The 20215-nt window shown below is 44.5% G+C and carries 15 protein-coding genes and 1 pseudogene; 6 read left to right on the plus strand and 10 right to left on the minus strand.

The window, feature by feature from the left end:
• Positions 1 to 147 precede the first annotated feature (147 nt).
• A complete protein-coding gene (locus tag A142_RS22300) occupies positions 148 to 2835 on the plus strand; it encodes a hypothetical protein (RefSeq protein ID WP_019820165.1) in 2688 nt (895 codons plus the stop codon).
• 115 nt (positions 2836 to 2950) lie between these two features.
• Here A142_RS22300 and manA read toward each other — a convergent pair whose 3' ends face one another.
• The 6 genes and pseudogenes from manA to A142_RS22330 form a co-directional block, all read right to left on the minus strand.
• Positions 2951 to 4156 carry a mannose-6-phosphate isomerase, class I gene (gene manA / locus A142_RS22305; protein WP_019820167.1) on the minus strand — a complete coding sequence of 402 codons (1206 nt, stop codon included), beginning with the start codon at positions 4154 to 4156 and terminating at the stop codon, positions 2951 to 2953.
• A gap of 267 nt (positions 4157 to 4423) precedes the next feature.
• Positions 4424 to 5763: pseudogene (locus tag A142_RS22310) on the minus strand (MFS transporter).
• 8 nt (positions 5764 to 5771) lie between these two features.
• Positions 5772 to 7268: a signal transduction histidine-protein kinase/phosphatase UhpB gene (gene uhpB, locus A142_RS22315; RefSeq protein WP_032545281.1), complete on the minus strand. Its 1497-nt coding sequence runs from the start codon at positions 7266 to 7268 to the stop codon at positions 5772 to 5774.
• The gene (gene uhpA, locus A142_RS22320) at positions 7268 to 7876 is read right to left on the minus strand and encodes a transcriptional regulator UhpA (RefSeq protein ID WP_017061545.1); all 609 of its coding nucleotides are present in this window, start codon (positions 7874 to 7876) and stop codon (positions 7268 to 7270) included. The genes uhpB and uhpA overlap by 1 nt, the downstream gene beginning before the upstream one ends.
• Positions 7877 to 8023: 147 nt before the next feature.
• The gene (uhpT, locus tag A142_RS22325) at positions 8024 to 9418 is read right to left on the minus strand and encodes a hexose-6-phosphate:phosphate antiporter (protein WP_017061544.1); all 1395 of its coding nucleotides are present in this window, start codon (positions 9416 to 9418) and stop codon (positions 8024 to 8026) included.
• Between the two features lie 400 nt (positions 9419 to 9818).
• Positions 9819 to 10157 carry a DUF1840 domain-containing protein gene (locus A142_RS22330; RefSeq protein WP_019820169.1) on the minus strand — a complete coding sequence of 113 codons (339 nt, stop codon included), beginning with the start codon at positions 10155 to 10157 and terminating at the stop codon, positions 9819 to 9821.
• A 302-nt stretch (positions 10158 to 10459) separates the two neighbouring features.
• Between A142_RS22330 and A142_RS22335 the strand changes: the two genes are divergently transcribed.
• Complete coding sequence (locus A142_RS22335) at positions 10460 to 11650, plus strand: GGDEF domain-containing protein (RefSeq protein ID WP_050546510.1); 1191 nt, start codon at positions 10460 to 10462, stop codon at positions 11648 to 11650.
• 25 nt (positions 11651 to 11675) lie between these two features.
• On the opposite strand, the gene A142_RS22340 is transcribed toward A142_RS22335, so the two are convergent.
• Positions 11676 to 11960 carry a hypothetical protein gene (locus A142_RS22340; RefSeq protein ID WP_019820171.1) on the minus strand — a complete coding sequence of 95 codons (285 nt, stop codon included), beginning with the start codon at positions 11958 to 11960 and terminating at the stop codon, positions 11676 to 11678.
• 157 nt (positions 11961 to 12117) lie between these two features.
• Between A142_RS22340 and A142_RS22345 the strand changes: the two genes are divergently transcribed.
• A complete protein-coding gene (locus A142_RS22345; RefSeq protein WP_019820172.1) occupies positions 12118 to 12990 on the plus strand; it encodes a pirin family protein in 873 nt (290 codons plus the stop codon).
• 231 nt (positions 12991 to 13221) lie between these two features.
• Here A142_RS22345 and A142_RS22350 read toward each other — a convergent pair whose 3' ends face one another.
• A complete protein-coding gene (locus A142_RS22350) occupies positions 13222 to 13503 on the minus strand; it encodes a pyrimidine/purine nucleoside phosphorylase (RefSeq protein ID WP_019820174.1) in 282 nt (93 codons plus the stop codon).
• Between the two features lie 307 nt (positions 13504 to 13810).
• Between A142_RS22350 and A142_RS22355 the strand changes: the two genes are divergently transcribed.
• Together A142_RS22355 and A142_RS22360 are read left to right on the plus strand one after the other, a co-directional pair.
• The gene (locus A142_RS22355) at positions 13811 to 14275 is read left to right on the plus strand and encodes a DUF2850 domain-containing protein (protein WP_019820176.1); all 465 of its coding nucleotides are present in this window, start codon (positions 13811 to 13813) and stop codon (positions 14273 to 14275) included.
• Positions 14276 to 14675: 400 nt separating this feature from the next.
• Positions 14676 to 17210: a glycosyl hydrolase family 18 protein gene (locus A142_RS22360; protein ID WP_019820178.1), complete on the plus strand. Its 2535-nt coding sequence runs from the start codon at positions 14676 to 14678 to the stop codon at positions 17208 to 17210.
• A gap of 136 nt (positions 17211 to 17346) precedes the next feature.
• Here the strand turns inward: A142_RS22360 and A142_RS22365 are convergent, their stop codons facing one another.
• Both A142_RS22365 and A142_RS22370 read right to left on the minus strand, forming a co-directional pair.
• Positions 17347 to 18195, minus strand: a complete 849-nt coding sequence (locus tag A142_RS22365; protein WP_029405278.1) for an alpha/beta fold hydrolase — start codon at positions 18193 to 18195, stop codon at positions 17347 to 17349.
• 193 nt (positions 18196 to 18388) lie between these two features.
• Entirely contained in the window at positions 18389 to 18982 is a 594-nt protein-coding gene (locus A142_RS22370) for a TetR/AcrR family transcriptional regulator (RefSeq protein WP_004732750.1), read from the minus strand.
• A 161-nt stretch (positions 18983 to 19143) separates the two neighbouring features.
• Between A142_RS22370 and A142_RS22375 the strand changes: the two genes are divergently transcribed.
• Positions 19144 to 20100 carry an AEC family transporter gene (locus A142_RS22375; protein ID WP_019820182.1) on the plus strand — a complete coding sequence of 319 codons (957 nt, stop codon included), beginning with the start codon at positions 19144 to 19146 and terminating at the stop codon, positions 20098 to 20100.
• Positions 20101 to 20215: the final 115 nt, after the last annotated feature.

The following is a 20215-nucleotide window of genomic DNA, read 5'->3' on the forward strand; positions in this document are numbered from 1 at the left end:
ATACTCCGGCTATTTCCACCACATTCCGCTTTGATACATTTCTCATCAATGGCATTCAATTTATAAATAGTCATATTTATCAATGACATTCTGCCAATTGATTCCAGAGTAGTAAATTTTTATCAATAACTTAATAGGAGAACTAACATGAATGGTCAACGTTCACTGTTAGCAGTGGCAATAGCCCTAGGGATAGCAGGATGTGGTAGCGACAGTTCAAATAGCCCCACAACTGATACTGGCGGTTCAACAGCAACTTCAGCGTCTTTAACAGCAAAGGCCGCTGATGGCTATTTGGTAGGAGCCAATGCGTGTTTGGATCTAAACAGTAATAAAGTTTGTGATAAGGATGAGCCAAGTGCCGTAACGGGTGACGATGGTTCGTTTACAATTGATAATCTAACTCAAGAACAACTTGAACAAGGTACTCTGTTGATCGAAGTGGTTGCCGGACAAACCATCGATACCGATAACCCAGGTGTAGTTCTAAGCAAGAGCTATCGCTTAACTGCGCCACCAAAATCCGCATTTATTAGCCCATTAACGACTCTGATTCAAAATGAAATAGAGAGTGGTTCTTCGTTAGAAGAAGCTAAAACAGCTATTCAAGAGAAGTTGGGGACAACTCTCGATTTAACGCAAGATTATATCGAAGCCAAAAACAATAACGACTTAGCCGATGCACAAAAAGCGGCTTTTGAAAACCTACACCGCGTTGCTCAAGTTACCGCTTCAGTCATGGCAGAGAACACGGATGCGTTATCAGAAACAGCAGCGGGCGCCGGTATTTCTGTCGAAGCACTCACCGCATTAATTAATGAAGAAGTCACTCGAGTCCTCGAGGAAGTCGTAAAAAATATTGAAGCAGCTGGAGATAACTTCAACCCAAGCGATATTGCTGGCAGTATTAATCGCGATCACATCGCCATTGATGACTCTAATCTCGAAGATAAAATTAAAGAAAATGAGGCAAATAAAGGCTCTAAGCAAGCCGACCTCGCGAAGCTTATCAAAACAGACGGTATCAATTGGTTTGGCGGCGATAATGACACTGGCAAAGATTTAGTAGTTGCCTATGGAACATTGAAGTCTGATGCAGATAACTCAGTTACCGATACCAGTTATATTTATGATTACTTTGCTGAGCAATTTGTTGAGTTTGAATATACCCCTGACACAAATAGCATGGTGTTAGGACAAAACGGTTGGGAAGCGAGCGATGATACCTTAACCAGCATTAAGCCGAACAAAGACGGCAGCTTAACTCTAGAATCTAGAAGCTCGATTTTTAGTGAAGTTGCTAGCGCTAAGCAATTAGATATCAGTGGGCTCAATGTTCGTTCCATCATGGATCAAACAGATGATGAGAACGTTTGGTCTAACCTTATGCCAAGAGGCTTAAAGTTCCCCGACAACACCACGGCATACAAGTTGTCTGTAGAAGACATCAACGACAACATTTATACCTTTTACAAAGGTGATTGGTGTGCTGAGCATAACCCTGACCGCTATGAGGCACTTAATGACTCCTGTAACGGAATAAGCGCCTTTAAAAATGGCAGCGTTACAGATACATGGCTTGCCACTTTGGCATCGACCATTGCTGACGATGAGTCAGATCGTCATGAAACAGCGTCTGACAATCATGATGATTTAATCCCAATGGCAGGCTTAGAAAATGCTGAAGTATTTGCACAGCTTCTGTCTAACGGTACGGTTGTTTATTATTCAAGATCGTGGGAAGGAAACACTCAGTTCTTAAGATTAGCAGACCTCGGTTCATGGAAAGATATATCATTGAACGGTGAGGTATTACGCCAAGTTACAATTCCGGAATCTATCCACGCTCAAACCACTTGGTCAAACTACCAAAAAGAAGATAATTCCACTTACTTGTCTGTAGTCGAAGGCTTTGTGCGTATTACCTACAACGAAATTACAGAAGATGGCAGTGAAGCTTATATCTTTGATGAAGCGACTAAACAGTTCATTTTGGATAACGCGTTAACGCCACAGCCTCTACACCCTCTGAACCTGCAGGCTTGCCTTGACTCGCTACCGGATGCTGAGTTCATTGCTACAGCTAATGACGTCACTGTTTACGATGTGCAACGTACGCCAACTTGGCCGGAAGACTCCGAAACCGTTAACTTGACCTATAAATTTACCTACTTGGGTGACACTTTCTCTTGGTTGAATGACGTTACGTTAGTCACCGGACTCCCAAATTGGATTTCTGACTTAGCGGGTAGCCTAGAAAAAACGCGTATCGATATCAAAGATTCGGAAGGTGCTTTAATGGGGTATGAGTATTCATATAGCTCTGAAGATCACTATCTAGGTCAAGAGGGCTTTAACTCTGATGAGTCCTTGGGATGGGGTTCGGCTAAGGCTGTGTTGCCACTAGCAATTGCTGATAATCAAAAGATTATCAATCAAGTGGTAGATTTCGGTACCTCAACCAATGCACCGCTAACATCACAATATGACGATGAGTATGACGAAGTCAGTGGTGAATTCACTGAGATTGAGTCTCCCGGATTAAGAACAGTTTCCGTAGAAACATCATTAGATGAAATCATCAACGGACGACCTTACTATCTATCTACCTTCGACTACCAAGAAACCTACCTAGGTAAAGAGGAAATCACTGTACCTGCAGGTACTTTTGCAGCATGTAAAGTAACAAGTGAGACACAGTTCGCAGACTACGGACCTATTGATACTCAAACCACTTGGCTTACAAACCGAGGGTCAATTAAGTCCATTCGAGAGGAACAATCTTGGAGCATGTCGATTAATATGGAAGCAGCTAGCTTACCTTCTATTCAATAATCGATAGATAATAAGAACAAGCCAATATGAATTTGGCTTGTTCTTTTTCGTATTAGCTCTTTAAGCCAAACTATCCATTCACAAAACTTGATAGCATTTCCAGCTGACTACTCCCTTAATTAAACGCTCTTGCCACTCGTCCTTTGCTGCTCAATTCGTAGTGACCAATATAAGCAGGAACAAACACCGATTGCCCTTTGGTGAGTGTTAAGTGCTCGCCTTTCTGACTCATTAACGTTAAATCATCGTCTATCGCCATTAAGATTTCAGCGCCGCTTGTGATGACTTCTTCTTGCTTGGGGCTATGAAAGATATTGAAATTAAAGTCACTGACCGGGATATCATAGCTATCACATTGACCCAGCTTGGAGGGCGCCAATAACAAGTGTTTAAACGGAATTGGCGTAAACTCTGTGCAGGCGACCAATTCAGGGACATCAATGTGTTTTGGCGTTAAACCAGCTCTTAGCACGTTGTCTGAATTTGCCATGATCTCGAGCCCGGTTCCCTTAATGTAAGCATGCGGAGTGTTCGCATTCAAATACATCGCTTCACCCGGCTTCAATGTAATCAAGTTCAGCAACAGAACACAAAACAGACCGATGTCGTTCGGGTACTGATGGCTAAGCTCAACAACCAAAGCAAACTCAGATTGATCTTGGTGAGCGACTGCATAAGTCAGAAGTTGCTCTAATGCTCGGTGTTTATGTTGGTAATCTAGAGTTAAAAGGTCACGGAAAAACGTTTCTAAACCTAGAGAATCAAGATTGTTACCAAACTCATCGACCAAACCAGCCAGCTCGCTCGAATCTAACTTTTTGAACAAACCTAATATTTCATCGAACTCTCGAAAGCCATTCATCGCTTGATATTCAGTGATCGCGTAAACCAATTCAGGCTTATGGTTCGAATCCTTGTAATTACGGTTCCCTGCGTTTAGGGGGATTCTTGCTTGCTCTTCTCTCGCAAAGCCAACCTCAGCTTGGTGCTTATTTGGATGGACCTGAACCGATAGTGCCTTTTCTGCCGCTAAGATCTTAAACAAGAACGGCAGTTCACCAAACTCCTGCGCAATATCGTTTGATAAATAGGCCGGTTTATTCTTGTTAATCAGCTCAGAGAGAGGCACCAAATGTTGGTCCAGTTTGACCATTGAGCAACCTTTCGGATGCGCTCCCATCCAAACTTCCGCTTGTGGCTCTTGTGACTCATTCTTAAAACCAAACAGTTCACGTATCGAAGAGATGCTCCCCCATGCATAATTCTGGATGGTGTTTTCCATTGGGAAAAATGAGTGTTCTGAGAAGTGGCTGAGTGACATGGCGTTTTCCGTAGTGAGCCCTTTGAACACAATTCAGAGAGCTGATTTCTAATAAGGTAAATAATTAGAAAGACTACAGAGAGCAGCTAGAACCCACATGAGATGAGGTCTTAGACGCAATAGGAAAAATTCTTAGAAACGGGTGAGAACGATGAAAAGCGTGAAAAGAGTCACATTTGAATGCTACGTATAAAAAATGCTGAAGATAGGATAGCTGCACAATAACCAGAGGACCATTAACAGCTATCTTGTTATCGAGAAGGCTCCTTAAAAGCCAGAGCGAACCTCTGCACTTTTCTGAGGTGATTGAGCTTGTAGGAAAGGCAGTAGCAGCAACCCGATGACCGCAGCACAAGTAGAGATGGTAATGAAGAACCCACTCCAACCATAAGTTTCTAGAACGAGCGCTAATGGGTAACCAGAGAGTGCTGCACCCATGTAAGCAAACAAGCCCACAAAGCCTGTCGCGGCCCCAGCAGAGCCTTTGTGCGAGCATTCTGCCGCCGCCATGCCAATAAGCATTTGAGGACCAAAAACAAAAAAGCCGACACAAAACAGCCCAGCCGCTTGAAACACAAAGTTGGTTAAAGGCATCAACCACAATGCAGAAACTGAAAGAAATATGCCGATGGCAAACAAGATGTTCATTGGACCGCGGTTGCCACCAAACAGCCTATCCGAGCCCCACCCAGCAACAAGTGAACCAACGAAACCGCCAATCTCAAACAGAGACAACGCAGCGTTAGCGTTTATCAAACTGTAATTGTGTTCTTCGGTTAGGTATAAGTTACCCCAGTCGTTGACCGCCGTTCTTACGATGTAAACCAGCACATAGCTAAAGGCGAGCAACCAAATGTACTTATTGCTGAACACATAGGTTTTCAATATTTCTCGATAGCTTAACCCTTGCCCATGGCTCTCTTGCGCCAATTCCAGGTGATCATTGCGCCACTTCCCTACCGTCGGCAATCCCATGGGGTCGGCTTGTCACGTAAACGCCAGCAGACAATAAGTCCAATAAAAACGCCAATCACACCCGGCCAGATAAACCCAGCTCGCCAACTGAACTGCAGCGTCAGATAACCCACAAGAATAGGAATTAGCGCCCCGCCAACGTTGTGTGCTGTATTCCAGATTGCCCAGCGAAAACCTCTTTCGGAGCGAGAATACCAAGTCGTCAATAACTTGGAACACGATGGCCAGCCCCAACCTTGGAACCATGCATTCAGTACCCATAGCGAGATAAAAGCCGCTAACGAACTCGAAAAGCCAAACGCGATGTTTATCAGACCAGTCGCGATTAGGCCAAGACCCATAAAGTAGCGCGGGTTTGAACGATCCGATATCGTGCCTGAGATAAATTTCGACAAGCCATAAGAAAGATAAAAGAGCGTGCCAATTAAGCCAATATCGCCTTTGTCCAAACCAAGGTCGGTGATCATGGCAGGCGCGGCGTAATTAAAGGTTTTACGAGTGAAGTAAAAACCAGCATAGCCGACATACATACCTATCATGATGTGAAGACGCCAGTAGCGATAACTCTGATTGACTTCATCATCTGTTAGAGCATGACTCTTTGACGTTGTTGAGCGCAGAAATCCAAACATATTCGTTCTCACACTTTAGGTAATGTAACGCTGATATTGGTACCCGAAGATGAGCCATTAGCGTTGATTGTCATCTTGCCGCCGAGCGCCTGAACACGCTCTTGCATACCACGAACACCCATTCCCTTGAGAAGATCTTGCGCTGTAAAACCAACGCCATTATCTGATATCTGAAGGTAAGCCTGGTCACCTAAAATCAGTTCAATTTTAATCTCGCTCGCCTTGGCGTATTTAGAGGCGTTGTTTAGAGATTCTTGGCACAGCCTGAAGATAGTGACCTTAAGCGTGTCACTCAAACACGAGTAATCACCTTGCCAATTTAACTGGATATCAACGCCGTGATCCGAAAACTCCATCTCTCGAATAAGCTGTTCCACGGAATCTTTTAGGTCAAGATCGTCCAGCATCTTAGGTCTTAATTTTGTAAGTAGACGTTTGGTGGTGTCATAAACATTCAAAGACAATGACTCAATGGTACCCGCACAGCGAACGCTCATTTCAGCGGCATCGACGCGTTTAATAAGGCTTGCCTGAGTACGAATTGCCGTGATGTTTTGGCCGATTTCATCATGCAACTCACGCGCAATATCACGACGAACCGACTCTTCCGCTGTTACTAGCTGTCGTGAAAGGTTTTGATTTCTGGAAAGTTCACTTCGCAATTTCGAGTTGAGGTCTTTCTGCTTTTGAACCGCTAAACCAAGCAGTATACCGGTGATGGTTTGAGCAGATAGAGACAAAAGCAAATCGGTAATTTCGAGTTTGGATGTTCCGCTGTGGGCTGCAATCAACGCGACACTATTTAGCATTGTTGCAAGCAGAGCGCCTTGCCATCCGTAACGAACGGCGAGCAAGATAATAGGGATGGCCATACAGAACGGGGCGAAGCGCCTTAGTTCATCAGGCAAACTGGTTTGTATCAAAATACTGGCGACCAACAAGACGCTGTATAAAGCGATGTGGCGGATTTTGAACTCTACAACATTATGGATTAAGTAAGAGCTCAGCGGCGCCCACTTATTTTGGAATAGATAGTTCCAGACCAGATAACACATAGGCACCAGCATCAATCCACCCGTGATACTCGCTAACCACACCATGTAAACGGCTGGTACATGAGAGCCCACCACGGCAACATTAATAAATGCTGTGACCATGATTAAGCTCGCCATCACTAACAAGTGACGATTTTGGTCACCAGAATAATAACGCTTGGCAATTAGAGTGGCAGGAATACTCAACCCACTGGCGATGAGTATCGTCAGCCATTGAGGTTCATCAAGTAGCAGAGCTAAAGCAATCGCAAGCCCCCACTCTGCAATATAGATAGCGGGCCAATAGTGGGTGCGAGTGTGCAGCGTCATTCCCAATCGAAGTGAGAATGGGAAAAGCAGAATGGCTAACTCAGGGTCATTAATGAAATAGAAGGCGATAACCCATAAACAGAACCATGCACAGCCAGCCATAAAAAGCCCACACAGGGAGGTGGCTAGATAGGAACGCATTAGTACTGGTCTTGTGTGAACAATTTAGCTAACTCGACGTTGTTCTTAACATTGAGTTTGTCCATCGCATTGGCTCGATGTACATGCACCGTTTTATGGCTAACCCCGAGCTCAACAGCGATAGATTTCACATCGAGCCCTGTTGCCAATAACTGGCACACTTCGCTTTCTCTGCGGGTGAGTTGATTTAAAGAGGCTTTATTCTTCATGGGCGTCGCAAGCTTTATAGCGATATCGGGCGTGAGATAACAGCCACCATTTGCGCTCGTGTGTACGGCTTGGATTAACTCATCAGGGCTACAGCGCTTGCTGAGATAACCTTTGGCTCCTAACTCTAATGACTTCTCAACCATCGCCGGAGAGTCATGAACGCTCAACATGATGCTGGCAATGCCAGAAGGAATCTCTTCCAATAAGCTCAGGCCACTTTCGTCTTGCATTGATATATCTAAGATCACGACATCAGGGTGACAACTTGGCAATCCGAGGCGCGCTTCTGCCGCAGAGTTGAATTCCCCCACGACCGTAATATCAGCTTCAAGACTGAGTAATTGAGCAAAGCCCGAACGAACAATGACGTGGTCATCAACAAGCGCAACATTAATCATGATATTAACCAAAATTAAGAGTAAGAAAGAAAAATAGCCCCAAAAGGAGCTATCTAAAATTAAGTTTATTAATAGAGATGATACTGAATCGAACTAACGATTGGTATCATCTCACGTGCTTTAAACCAATAAAGCACGTGAGACTCGCTACGCGTTTTGAGACGCTAAGTGTATTTTCTTAGCGTGGCGAATCTTCTTCTCTTCCGCAACCGCAACGAATAGCAGCAGTACGATACAAATAGCAGCTGACGTATCAAGCGCTGCGAACGTGCCTTTCCAACCCGTTAAGCCAAAAATAGGTGTGCCGTCTGCAATCATACCTAGGCCAAGTTTGGCAAAGCTGTCACCAATTAAGTAAGCAAATGTACCTTTAACGCCATCCGCAACGCTGATTGCTTTCTTAGGTACGAAACCTACTGCAGCAACACCAATCAGCAACTGAGGACCAAACACAAGGAAACCAAGTACAAACAGTGATGCTAGGTACATGAACTCACTGGTCGCATGCTGGTAGAACTCTAGAGAAACGATGATCAGGCCAAGTGACACACAAGCAACCAAAGCACGACGTCCGTTCGCAAGGTCTGACAGATAACCCCACATTAACGTACCGACCAGTGCACCAACCTCAAACAGAGTGAAGCCTGAAATCGCGGTTTCTTTTGATAGACCTAGCTCTTGATACGCATAAACGGTAGACCATTGATCGATACCGATACGAACAATGTATAAGAAGATATTCGCGAAGCAGAGCAACCAGATCACTTTGTTTTTCAGGATGTATTCAACAAAGATCTCTTTCTTAGTCATTTGATTTTCTTCAGCAGCCGTATCTTCTTCGCTGACTTCTTCATCAAACAACTCTTCAACCGTACCTAGACCATAGGCTTCTGGAGAGTCATTACCAAAGCGCATACCAATAAAGCCAACCACAATCGCAATGATTGATGGGAACACAAACATACCGATCACGTTGCCATCAAATAGGTAGTTAGCGCCGAACAGAGCAACACCAGCCGCACCTGCGCCACCCACGTTATGCGACATATTCCAAAGGCCTAAGTAAGAACCACGCTTGTTACGAGGCGTCCATTTAGTGATGGTCGAGTAGCTTGAAGGACCGCCCGTACTTTGGAAGAAACCACTCAACGCATAGAAGGCAACCATCAAGAATAAGCTAGCACTGCCACCGCCCATACTGAAGCTGAAGCCCAACATAGCGATACCAGAAAGGACAAGCATAAATGGCAGGAACTGCTTGGTGTTTTTACCATCGGCATAATAGGAAACGACAGTTTTACCGATACCGTAAGTGATAGAGAAACCCAGACCGATAAGACCTAGATCCGTCATCGATAATCCATAAGTAGAAATCATGTCGTTTTGCGCGACATTGAAGTTCTTACGGATCAAATACATGGTTAGATAACCAATGAACACGACGAGGTAAGATTGTAGGAATGGTTTAAACCACATTTTTCTTCTAGTTTCGACCGGAAGATCCAGCGTCGGTTTTCGAACCTGATCTAGGAACTTTAACATTGTGAACTCTCTTATTATTTATGAGGTCTGCACGGCATAATTGCGACCATGCATTGTTTGTTATTTGATAGGGAAATAATAAGGAGTCTAAAAATCGACCGCATGAGAGAGGGTCTTAGAATAACTAGGAAAAATTCTTAGTTCAGAATTGGGAATCAAGAAAGCGTGAACAGCATCACTTTGTTTACGGTCTGTTATGGATTGATATTACGATAACAAAAGTCACTCATTTCAAGGCGGACGAACCTTGCAAACAAACAGAAACAAGTGGATTACTTCACTAAAAAAACACCAGTATCGGTTCATCACCATCAAACTCCATGGTGTGTCCGATACTGGTTCAACATCCATTCTTATTAAAATAGATTCAATAGGCTTGTTACGTTTCGTGCGAATCGAACTACAGTCGTTTACCGCTGCCGTCTTCCCACATCACTTCGCATTCATCCTTGATGGCGGCCTTTAATAATTCAACCAGTGGGAACGCTCGGCTACCGATATTAACAGGCGCTTCAACCACCTCTTCTTCATTGTCGTCATCAGTATTTTCTTGCTCTACGGGCTTGCTCTGCTCTGCTGCAATAGCAGCACGTAGATTATCCAGAGCTTGAGGAACCTCTGAAGCATCAATCGCTCCTGGGATCGCGCCACTATGTCCAAGCATCTTGATGAACTGAAGGCCAACTTCACCAAACATCGTGACGCTAGCATGAGCTTTACAACTAAAGGTAATTAACATAGTGAGCCTTTCTTAATTTTGGTGGTTTACAAACTATGTGGAGTAACTTACTGGAAAGCAAGTAGATAATATTCAAATCGCTCCAAGAACCTCGCTCGTTATCAGAAAACCCTGCGCCTTTAGTGATACTCATCAACAATTGTTATGAGTCATATCGATTTAATATGAAACCTTGATAGTAGTCACACTAAAAAGACGACTAACACTCCGCAATGACTATTATTTAATCTACTATTAACACCATTATCAAAAACTTTGGCACAAATCACATGAAAAGGCTCGTCGGCAGACACCTAGAAGAAATGGCGGACATACGATCCACCCGCAAGCAAAAAATTGTCCACTCATTTTCACTGACTGCCGCTGCGTTATTCATTTTCTATACTTGGACCTACTTCCAAGGCCAACATTACACGCTGTCAATATTCGAATTGTGCTTCGCGATCATTGCCATCTCTAACGCTTTATATGTAAGAAAAGTCATCAATCCTGAGTATTCCGAATTGATTCTGAGTGGTGTTCTTCTAGTGCAGGGCGTCATCCTATTCTTGTACAGTCACGCCATCCCCGATCGCATACTTTGGCTCTACCCAATTCTGGCCGCGGTCATTTTCATTAATGATTTCCGAATTGGCATTATCTTCAGCACCTCGTTTTGCCTGTTCATCAGCACCTTGATCACAGCAATGCCTGGCAACTTTTCTTTGCCATTTAACAGCACACACAGATTTGTCCTTAGCTTATTTACCATGAGCTTGGTGTGCCACACATCCGCTTATTACTACACAAAAGCCGTCAGTTATATCCAACGCCTGTATAAAGAAGGCATTGAAGATCTCGCCTACAGAGATCAGCTAACTGGCTTGGCAAACCGTTGGAGCTTTGAACGTTGGGCGACAGAAAAACTAGCAACAGTGGATAGTGAGCGGTCACTTACGGCACTGGTCTTTTTGGATATAGATGACTTTAAAGGCATTAACGACAGCTACGGGCACGATGTGGGAGACAGTGTCTTACAGCATTTTGCCAATCGCTTGAGCAACAACATTCGAACCAGAGACAGAAAAAGCCATGAATACGATTATTCCATCGCGCGCTTTGCTGGAGACGAGTTTGTTCTGATGCTCTACGATATCCCTACACGTAAAGATCTAGACGGCATTCTAGATAGGATTTGCGGGCTGTTCGAAAGCGGCTGCCAAACAAACGAGAGAATCAAGGAATTGACATTAAGTGTTGGGGTTGCTTTATACCCGCAAGATGCCCAAGAATTACATGAGCTGACGAGATGTGCTGATAAAGCGATGTATGTTGCTAAGCATTCAGGAAAAAACCGCTACGCTTATTACCACGACAACCCAGTATCGACTTTGATAGAAGAACTACCAACGAGCCTTGTTAGCTCAGCACCGGATTCATCTGAACTTGAAGATTGCTTTGAAGCGAAGAGCGAAGGGAACAATGTTACGCTATTAAAAGCGCGTCAACGCTAGCTATTCCTATAACGGAGCGGCGCTGCTAACCTGCAAAGTACATAAGCCAAAGGCTCACTAACCCGATCATAATAATCCATATGACTTGACGTGTTCGGTTTGGGTTATTCCCTTTAGGTCGCCTCACCACGGTTTTAAAAGCGGCTTGCTTAGCTGACTTAATAAACGGCGCTTCTATCTCACGTTTTTTCACGCGGCGTTTAACTGCGCTGTTTGCAACCTCTGTAAAGCGCTGACTTTGCTCCGTTGTAAAGTCGTTATCAAAACCCATCCGACTATGCCTTTCGCCATGTTTTTGCTGAACTGCCATAGCGGCCTCCTTGGCAATATACTCTCTATTGAGTATAGACATAATTTCATATTGTTACCTGTTCAAGATTTTCGAATAAGTCACTCAACGCTGTGCCATCTTCTTTTTAATTCAAATTACATAAACTACAGCCATTCAAGTTTATGAGGTTTTCAAAATGACGAATGTAAGAGCAGTAGATCATGTGATTGCAGCACATGCCACCTCAGATGGTGACGGCGTCAAAATCCAACGACTCGCGGGTTTTAATAACGCGCGCTTCTCTCCATTTTTGATGATTGATGAACTAAAATCGGATGAAAGCAAAGACTATGTTGGCGGCTTTCCTCCACATCCTCACCGTGGGATAGAAACTCTCACTTACATGCTCCAAGGTCACTTCCAACACAAAGACCACATGGGAAATGTTGGAGAGCTGCGCAGCGGTGGCGCTCAATGGATGGCCGCAGGTCGTGGTGTCATTCACAGTGAAATGCCAATGATAGAAGAAGGTGCGCTGCATGGTTTTCAGATTTGGATAAACCAACCTGCGACACACAAAATGCAGCCAGCGCAGTATCACGATTTCCAAAGTGAAAGCATCGCGGAGCATCAAAGTGAAAAAAGTGGTTTGTTAAGAGTGATTGCCGGAGGGTTTGAACTGCACAACCAAACTGACAAGGATTCAGAAGCTTTACGAGCGCAAGGCCCATTACAGAAAACAGGTGTGCCGTTAAGCGTTGCGGATTGGCGCTCTTATTATGGGCAAAAAATCACGTTAGGGACTAATGTTAATCACAATGCCATGACTTACGTGTATCGAGGCAGTATTAAGATCAGCGACAAAGTGATCAACCAAGGTCAACTTGCCCTGCTCACCAAAGCTGACTTGCTGTCTTTGGGTAGCTTAGAAGATTCAGGGGTACTGATTTTTTCTGGTGAACCGATTAATGAACCCGTTGTGCACTATGGTCCGTTTGTCATGAACTCGATGGAAGAGATTGAACAGACAATTCAAGACTACAACAACGGTGTGTTTGATACTTACTGATATCTTGGCTTTGAGCTTTGAGCTTTGAGCTTTGAGCTTTGAGCTTTGAAGATTGAAGATTGAAGAGATTTTGTAACGAACAACGATTTGGTCATCCATTTGATGACTACAAAAACAAGTGACACTATCCACTGCCGGTTACTATCACTTATTTAACCACGCTCCTAGAGCGTGGTTTTTTCTATTCAATCAGAGACAAACGATGCCCTGGTTGAACAAATTTAGATCTGATTACAAGTACTCACACAGGTAAGCCGTCGCTTCTTTTACCTGTAGGTCGAATGATGAATCACCCGCAACGTCAAAAGACTCACCAGATTGGTATGTCGTCCAATCATCATCGCCAACACGCTTTACAATCAAAGCACCTTTAACAACGGTCATCTTTTCTGGAGCCGCAGTACCAAACGTGTACTCACCAGTTGCCATTACACCAACACTCACATCAGCACCAGACTGGTTAAACGCTAACGACTTAACGCCACCTTCAAAGTATGTGTTTTCTTTAATCATTGTACTTCCTTGTTATCTTCAAATTGCAATTATTGAGCTCACTGAGTAAGCCTATGCGTAAATTTAGGTGATAATTGTTTTAACCAATTCGAGACTTTCCTACAAGAAATAAATACGCATAGCTTAAGCATTTCTGGAATTCGCTTTCATTGATAACGTAAATACTGAGGAGCAAGGCTAAAAACCACTAACGCAACCAAATTTATTTGAACATTCGATCCTGCTTCTAACTCTTAGAACAATTTTTGCAAACTAAGATTTTAGTTAATAGAATCTAAAACAATATCAGTCGAAAAATGAAGAGATAATGGCAAAAAAGCCGACTAAAAGCAGAGATCTATTTGCCAAATCGTTACTCTACGGCTTCCTATTAGCTGGCTTTATGGTTGCCCTCACCGCCGGCTATTTTGCTTACCAAGCCCACCAGCAATCTGTCAGCCCAAGCAACGTCTATGGCACATGGATAGAGATTGCGGCGCCACCTTACAACACCGACATCCTGACACTTTCAGAAAACGGTGTGATGATGAATCATCGTCTTATCACTACCTCATTCGATTTTGACGGGAAGATCGTCACGATCAACACTGGCTCTGGAACCACCGTTTACACCATCAGTGGTACTTACGATTCGCCTCGCTTAAAGCGATTAGAGCCAAGCGTACCATCTCAGCAATTTATTAAAGAAGGCTACGAAGATACTGCGACTGGTGATACCCATAGTGTCATGCAACAACGACGCGCTTCCTTAGCTGAGCAATTCAAAAGATAACCCTCGCTTCTCCATACTCAGAACAGCATTCGCCCTCAAGTTTACTCGTCGATCGAACACGCCCGCTCAACATACTTCACTTTGTGATTTCGCTTCAATTCACAGTATTTTCTTATAGTTTGTCGCACCTTTTCATAACTTCATGTCGTGAATTTTCACTTGTGAGATTTTCCTACTGAAGGATGTTTTATTTTATAAAACATGGACTCAGCCTCTCATTCATTAAGCAACAGAATTGTAACAAGATACAATTTTTTAGTTGTCCATCGAAAACGGATTTATTTTCAGTTATGAAATTAAAACTCTCTCGAATACTGACTGGGAAGCTCCTTCAAAACTGATTGGAGCCGTTTATGGGGCCAATTGGTTCTCGTAATCTTCAAGGAATGAGAGAAATAGTATGATTCGTATAAATACCTGTGCTGCAAGCATTGCTCTAGCGCTATCTGGTACAGCATTAGCTGCTCCAACAGCACCTAGCATCGACATGTACGGTTCCAACAACCTGCAATTTTCTAAAATTGAACTCGCGATGGAAACCACCTCTGGCTACAACCAGATGGTGAAATATCACGATAAAGCAAAGGTCGACGTTAAGTTCAACCAATGGAGCGGAACGTCAGGAAACACGTACAACATCTACTTTGATGGCGTTAAAGTGGCCACCGGCCCAATCACTGGCAGCCAAACTACAGCTTCTTTCGAATACGGCCAAGGCGGCTTATTTGAGATGGAAATCGAAGCGTGTGATGAAACAGGTTGTAGCAAGAGCGCACCTGCTCAAATCACGATCGCTGATACCGATGGCTCACACTTAGCGCCACTTGCGATGAATGTGGATCCGAACAACAAGTCATACAACACAGATCCAAACACGGTAGTCGGTACTTACTTTGTTGAGTGGGGTATTTACGGTCGTGATTACACCGTTGATAACCTACCCGCTGACAACTTGACCCATATCCTTTATGGCTTCATCCCAATTTGTGGTCCGAACGAATCAGTTAAATCAGTAGGCGGTAACAGCTACAACGCACTCATGACAGCTTGTCAGGGTGTTAACGATTACGAAGTGGTGATTCATGATCCGTGGGCGGCATTCCAAAAGAGTTTCCCTCAAGCAGGACACGAATACAGCTCACCGATCAAGGGTAACTACGCAATGATGATGGCGCTCAAACAGCGTAATCCTGATTTAAAGATCATCCCATCGATTGGTGGCTGGACGCTGTCTGACCCGTTCTTTGATTTCACAACCAAAGCCAACCGTGACACCTTCGTTGCATCGGTTAAGAAATTCCTCAACACATGGAAATTCTACGACGGTGTAGATATCGATTGGGAATTCCCTGGTGGAGGCGGTGCGGCGCCAGACCTTGGCGACCCTGTAAATGATGGCCCAGCTTACATTGCATTGATGGCAGAGCTGCGCGTGATGTTAGATGAGCTAGAAGCCGAGAACGGCCGTACTTACGAGCTAACATCAGCGATCGGTGTTGGTCACGATAAGATTGAAGACGTGGACTACGGCGATGCTATCCAATACATGGATTACATCTTCGCAATGACTTACGACTTCTACGGCGGTTGGAACAACGTGTTAGGTCACCAAACAGCACTAAACTGCGGTAACTTCATGCGCCCTGGTCAATGTGATGGCACAGGCCTTGATGAAAATGGCGAACAGTACACTGGCCCTGCTTACACCACAGACAACGGCATCCAATTGCTGCTTGAGCAAGGTGTTCCAGCGAACAAACTTGTGGTTGGTACAGCGATGTATGGTCGTGGTTGGGAAGGCGTATTACCATCATCACTTTCAGATCCAAGCGATCCAATGACAGGCGTGGGTAATGGCAAACTGACCGGAAGCTCTGCTCAGGGTGTATGGGAAGATGGCGTTATCGATTACAAAGGCATTAAAGCGAACATGCTTGGTGCAAACAACCAAGGAATCAACGGCTTTGAATATGGTTACGACGAAATGGCAGAAGCACCTTACGTTTGGAACCGAACTTCAGGAAAGTTGATTACATTTGACGATGACCGCTCAGTGAAAGCAAAAGGTGCGTACGTTCGTAGTCTTGGCCTTGCGGGTCTATTCTCTTGGGAAATTGATGCTGACAACGGCGACATCCTGAATGCTATGCATGAAGGTCTTGCGGGCGGTACGACAGATCCTGTCAACCGCAAACCTACGGCAGCTGCAGGTGCAGACCAATCGGTTGAAGGCCCAGCTTCTGTTTCTCTGGATGGCAGTGCTTCAAAAGACAGCGACGGCACGATTGCTAGCTACGCTTGGTCACAAGTAAGCGGAACAGCCGTAACTTTGGCCAACGCGAATGCGGCTGTTGCGAGTTTCGATGTGGTTGAAGTCGCACAACAAGAGACTCTAACATTCAGCCTAATCGTAACAGACAACGAAGGTGCAACGTCAACAGATACGGTTGTTGTAACGGTAAACCCTAAAGACACAGGCCCAGTCAACACAGCACCAGTTGCAATTGTTTCAGCTCCAGCTGAAGTCAATGCGGGTGACGTAGTCGTGGTTGATGCTTCGGCTTCGAGCGATGCTGACCAAGATACATTGACCTTCACGTGGGATGTGCCTGCTGGTATTAATGCTACGGTTCAAGGTTCTTCAGTGAGCTTTGTCGCGGCGGAATACACGCAAGACACGGTACTAAACTTCTCTGTGACAGTGAGTGATGGTACAGATACATCAGTCGCGGCTACTTCAGTGAACGTTCTTAAGAAAACCACTGGCGGCGGTACATGTACTAACGCTTGGGATTCAAGTGCGGTCTACACTGGCGGCGACCAAGTAACTCAAGGCGGTAAGATTTGGGAAGCGAAATGGTGGACAACCGGTGAAGATCCAACAACGACAGGCCAATGGGGCGTGTGGAAAGAGATTGGTCCTGCAAGCTGTTAACTAAAAATAGGGTTGAGCTAAACACCAACTAAGCATTAACTAAATCCCTAAAACAAAGGCCAACCAGATAATGTCTGGTTGGCCTTTTTAGTGTTTGTTTTCTTAACCTGCGTTCTACTGGCTTGATTAGTTAAAGTTAACCAATCAAGTTATCAAAGCTCTCAAATACTTGTGGGCACTTCATTACTCGCCCGTGGCCCTGTCCTTGAGTCGCAATTAAAGTAACGCGACCCATTTCATTAGCAGCACGCTGAGACACATCAAACTTAGTAAACTTGTCTTGCTCATCATGAACGATGATCGTCTGAGACTCTCGAAGCGCTAGCTTTCCATAGGGATCAACAGACTGAATTGGGTAGTTAAACTGCTCTTCGACTTCTCCGACTACCGCCTCAAACAGTTTCATTGAGTAACCAGAACGCGCGACGCTGCCAAATAGGTTTTCTAGATAATCCAGTACAGGTGCAATCAGCAATAATGGCTTGCTTTCCAATTTAACGTGCTTACATTCCAACGCAGAAGCCGTGCCCATACTGTGACCGACCAAACCTGCTACCTCACCCACCGAATCGAGAATCGCTTCAAGGCCGTTCACAAACGCAGGAATATGACCATGTACACCATCACTGCCACCATGAGCAGGGTGATCATAAGCCAGAGCTGTAAAACCTTTGGTGGCGATGTGTTCCATCAACGGGAAGAACTGACTCGCGGTGCCAGACCAACCATGAGTCAGCACCCAAACAGGCCCGGTACCTAAAGAATAGGTTTTTAAAACGCCATCACGACCTTCAATTTCACTCTTGATCAGCCCTTGGGGATCAGCATTTTTTTGCTCGGTACGCATTGGAGTGAGCAGCAGCTTACGTGCCGTTTTCTTCGCATGGCTCGGCGCTAAGATATAATGCAGATTGGTTGTTGCGCCAATTAAGCTGCGCTTGAAGCTGAATTTGTTCGATGTATTAAAGTAGATTTTGTCACTCATGACCGTTCCTTGTATCGCCATCATCATTGGCGGATCGAGCTCGGCCCTAAAAATCGAACGACCGTGCTATTTGTTGATATAAAAAATGGCGCTACTGCGATTTATCATCGCTTAACACCACTTCTCTAAAATTTTGTTGTAAACCTTACTTCAACAAGACTCACATGATTTGCGAGTTAACCTGCTGTATGTATTAAACCGCTTTCCAACTGGCTACCAAGCGCTCGACACCACTCCAAAAATGCGTGTGGCTGGCTTGTTGGCCTCGTAATGAGTAGAACAAGTTCGCACTTAAATAAAGACCGTACAACTCGAAGGTTGCCTGTTTCGGGTCTAAATCGGCTCTGAATTGTTTGCTTTCAACCGCTTTTGCTACCTGAATCGTCAAGTAATCAATCCACACTGAAATGGTTTTCTGCAGTGCTTTCTGAATCACAGACGTTTCACTGCCCGCATCTTTCCATGCATCAATAAACATGCAACTGCCTTGGAATGAATGGTTCCAGCCCAGCCAATTGTCGAGCAGCTGTTTCAATTTCGCTTCAATATCACCATCTCCCAGTTCTCTTGCGGGAATGATGACTCTTTCAGTGAATATGGCGTTGGAATATTCGAGTACAGAGAGCTGGAGGTTCTCTTTAGAGTTGAAGTGTGCAAACAAGCCACTTTTGGACATGCCACACTGCTTGGCTAACTCGCCAATGGTCAAACTCTCAAGCCCGTTCTCACTCGCAAGTGCGAATGCATGGCTCAAAATATACTCTTTGGTTATCTTTCCCTTGCTCATTATTCACCAATAATAAATCTGATACGTTATTTTTAGCACGTTCGTTCTTTTTTTCAAGATTTTTTACTTAACCCTTGGTATTCATTTTGTCTTATCAAAGAACTGTGGAAAAATGCGACAGTATTCAAAGGAAATTGAAATCGACTAACAAAGGAAAAAGAATGAACTCACTTTGGGAACAGTTTGCGTTTTCGGCGTCAGTAACAGGCCCTATCTGTTTAATGCTGTTTCTTGGTGTGATGCTCAAGCGAATTGGCTTAATCAATGACAACTTCATTGATGTCGCATCCAAGGTGGTGTTTCAAGTCACTCTACCCGCAATGCTATTTCTCAGCATTGTTCAGTCTAACCACGATTTTGCCGCCAGTGGAAAGCTCGTCATCTTTGGCTTATTAGCCAACCTTGCCTTCTTCGTGTTCACCACTGTCAGCACTAAAATGGCTTTTAAAAAGCCTCAAGACCAAGGTGTGATAGTGCAAGGTGGCTTTCGTGCCAACACTGCTATTATCGGGCTTGCTTATGTTGCCAATATATACGGCAACGATGGTGTCGCACTCGCTGCTCTGTATGTCGCCTCCTTGACGGTTCTCTATAATATTCAGGCTGTTATCGCGCTCACTCCAAAGGGCCAAGAGTCGGGTGACAAAGCCATTCAAGTCATCGTTAAAACACTCACCAAAAACCCTCTTATTATCTCGATCGGCTTAGGTGTATTGTTCTACTTACTGTCGATTCCTGTACCGAAAATGGTGACTGATGCAGGGCAATATTTCGCTAACATGACCTTACCGTTAGCCCTTTTGTGCACGGGAGGGTCGCTTGATATACGCTCTCTGAAAAAAGATAAGGGCCCGACTTGGTTCTCTACCGGATACAAACTGGTTTTGGCTCCGCTGCTGATCACGCTAGCTGCTCTGTTCTTCGGTTTTGGAGGATTAGATCTTGGTCTTATCTTCTTGATGAGCGCCGCGCCCACAGCTGCTGCGAGCTATGTTATGGCACGTGCAATGGGCGGGAATTCAACATTGGCAGCCAACATTATCGCACTCACCACCGTCGTTTCACTTATCACTTGCACGCTTGGCATTTTCGTACTTACTGCAATGGATTTAATATAGCTGCGACAGGCTTCAAAGAATCAATACAAGCCTTAAAACAAAGCTCGCAACCCTTGATTTAGCGCTAACTGGTTCAATAAAAAGTCTGTTAGATTCTACGAAAATTTTCTTAGAG

Source organism: Vibrio splendidus 12E03 (assembly GCF_000272105.2).
In the GTDB taxonomy this organism is placed as follows: Bacteria; Pseudomonadota; Gammaproteobacteria; order Enterobacterales; family Vibrionaceae; genus Vibrio; species Vibrio splendidus_I.